3 protein-coding genes are annotated in these 2,954 nt (G+C 27.9%); 1 reads left to right on the forward strand and 2 read right to left on the reverse strand.

Translation table 11 applies throughout. The features are described 5' to 3' along the window. Together AC30RD_RS07840 and AC30RD_RS07845 are read right to left on the reverse strand one after the other, a co-directional pair. Positions 1-532 (reverse strand): endonuclease/exonuclease/phosphatase family protein (locus AC30RD_RS07840; RefSeq protein WP_489493906.1); only part of this gene is annotated, 532 nt, incomplete at its 3' end. Beyond that, positions 525-692 (reverse strand): hypothetical protein, encoded by a 168-nt coding sequence (locus AC30RD_RS07845; protein ID WP_489493907.1) that lies wholly within the window; start codon positions 690-692, stop codon positions 525-527. The genes AC30RD_RS07845 and AC30RD_RS07840, both read right to left, overlap by 8 nt. A gap of 120 nt (positions 693-812) precedes the next feature. On the opposite strand from AC30RD_RS07845, the gene pgaA reads away from it, so the two are divergent. Next, positions 813-2,954 (forward strand): poly-beta-1,6 N-acetyl-D-glucosamine export porin PgaA (gene pgaA / locus AC30RD_RS07850; protein ID WP_489493908.1); only part of this gene is annotated, 2,142 nt, incomplete at its 3' end.

Raw genomic sequence — 2,954 nt, forward strand, 5'->3', positions numbered from 1 at the left:
AATCCATTTTTTCAAGCTCTTTTTTTAATGCTTTTGCATAAAGTATCCTTACACTTTCTGGAGCATGCTTTGATTTCCAATGGTTAATAAAGATAGTTAATTTATGTCCGTCGATATCAAAGATCGCTTTTAATATATTTCTTGCTTTTTTTGTATCTTTTATCTTTATCTCTTCTGTTTTTAAAATCTTATATTTTGATAAAACGCAGTTTTTTATAGGTGAGTTTTTGCTTTTTGCAATTGCGAAATATCTATAATTTAAAAGTTTGTTTAAATCTTTTAGCGCCTCGATAGACTCTATCTCTTGGAGAGCAATTATATCTGGATTTAGATCTTTTATGACCTTTGCTATATTTTGAAGTTTTATATGATAAGTTTTTTTGTTCCAGTTATGGGTAAAAGGGATATACTCTTCATACTCCAAACCATCTTTTTTTAAATCAAAAAGATTTTGAACATTATATGTAGCTACTATAAACTCTTTTGAATAGAGAGTTAAGATTAGAAAAAATATTAATATTAGGCTACGCATATATATCTATATGTCCGTCCTTTTTTTGTTCTCTTTTTTTATTTGTTTCTTTTGTTTTTTTCTTTTTTTTATATTTTCTTCTTATCCAGCTTCTAAAGGGTAACTTTTCATCTTGTATCTTAAAGGCTTTATAAACCTCTTCGATCGTAAAATCAGCCATATTAAATCCTTTATAGTTTTATTAATTGTAACAAAAATAGTATTTCCACCCAAATTTGATACGTATTTTAAGTTTTTCTATGCTAAATTTATTTAACTCCAAAAATTTAAAAGGATTTATATGAAGAAGATTTTTTTAGGGGGTATTATTTTTTTAATTTTTTTAAATTTTTTATATTCAAATGAGATAAATATAGATTATTCAAATATTATAAAAGAAGCAAGAGAAGGAAATATCCAAAAGGCTTTAAATGATTTAAAAATACTTTACGAAAAATATCCAAAAGATAAAAAACTTTTTTTTGATTATATATCTATTTTGGGATGGGCAAAAAAAGATAAAGAGGTTATTAGATTGACAAAAGGTATGGATTATAAGATTATGCCAGATTATACGCTCGAAATTGTGGCAAAATCTTATAGAAATTTAAAAGATTATAAAAAATCTATTTTATTTTATAAACTCTGTTTAGAAAAAAATAATAACAATTTAGATTGTAAATATGGATTGATACTTGTTTTTGCGGATGACAAAAGAGTCGATGAGGCATTAAAAATTTTATCGACTATTAAAAACAAAAACTATTATTACTACTTTTTAAAAGGTTATATTTTAGAGGCTAAAAAAGCCTATTTTGACTCATTTATTAATTATCAAAAAGCTTATGAATTAAATAAAAAAGATATAGATTCCCTAAAAGGTATCGTAAGAACTCTTGATATGCTTGGGCTTCCGTATCTGGCTTACGAGTATATGCTAAAAAACAAAAACGCCTTTGATAAAAATTATGAGTATAGGTTAAAAAAGGATCAAATTGCGTTTAAAATAAGATGGGGCGAACTTGTGCTTCCAGATAAAAAAGAGAGATTTAAAGAGATCGATGAAGCTTTAAAAGCTTTAGATAGATTAATATCGACCTCAAAATCAAAAAATCTCAAAAAGGAAAATCCAAATATTTTACAGGCTAGATTTGACAAACTTGTGGCGTTAAGAGACAGATTTTATATGGACAAGGTCATAAACGAGTATAAAAATTTTGAAAAAGCGGACATTGAGCTTCCATATTACGCGCTAAATGCGGTGGGTGATGCGTATCTATACAAAAAAAAGCCAAAAATCGCAATAGATTTTTATAAAAAAGCTCTAAAGAAAAATCCAAAACATTTCGAAAGTAAATTGGGTGTTTTTTATTGTTACGTAGAGATGTTTAAACTTAATAAAGCGATTAGATGGATAGATGAGATAGATAAAAGTGAGCCAGCTTGGATAAGGGGCAAATATGAAAATGGATATAAAGTTGAAAGTAGCGTTGCATCTGCATTGGCAAGATATTATGCAGATTTTTTGAATAAGGCTCAAAAAAGATTGGAAAAAATGAGTAGTATCGCTCCTGCTAACGTAGATATAAAATCTGAATTGGCAAATATTTATAAAGATAGAGGGTGGCCAAGAAAAGCGATAAAAGAGATAGATTTCGCTTTAGCTTATGAGCCAAATCATAAAAATGCAAATGTCGTAAAAGCCATGGCTTTATTGGATGCGCAAAGATATCAAAAAAGTGAAAAATATATAAAAAAGATATATGAAAAATATTCTGAAGATTTAAGCGTAAAAAGGGCTAAAAAATTATTTGATATATACAAAAATAAAAATGAGTTGATCGTTGATTTTGTTAATGGTTCAAGTAGTGGCGGAGATTTTGGAAACGACTATTTTTATATAGAAACAAAACTTTATTCAAAACCGATAAATTACAATTACCGGCCCTATTTGATTGGTTACTACTCTAAAGGGGATGTTGAAGAAGGTGTCGAAAAATATAAAAGATACGGTCTCGCTTTGGAATATAGAAAAAATGATTTAACTTCAAATTTGGGAGTTGCGATAAATAAAAACGTTGATAAAAATGGATGGTTTATTGATGCAAAATACTATTTTACGGATAATTGGATACTATTTGCCTCATATGAAAGTTACAGTAAAAATACGCCTCTTAGAGCTTTAAAGAATGAAATTTATGCCGATAGAAAAGACTTTATACTGACATATAGAGTGAGTGAGTCTAGAGAGACAAATATTGAGTATGAAAGAATGGATTTTAACGATACAAACAAAAGAGAGATCATAGGGTTTTCCCACTATGAAAGAGTAATAACAGGACCATACTATAAGCTCAACGCTACATTTTCATATAGCATCTCTTATAATACAAAAGATGACGCAATCTATTTTAATCCTAAAAGAGATAGGTATATTGGGCTT

It is taken from the genome of Nitrosophilus sp. (assembly GCF_982775275.1).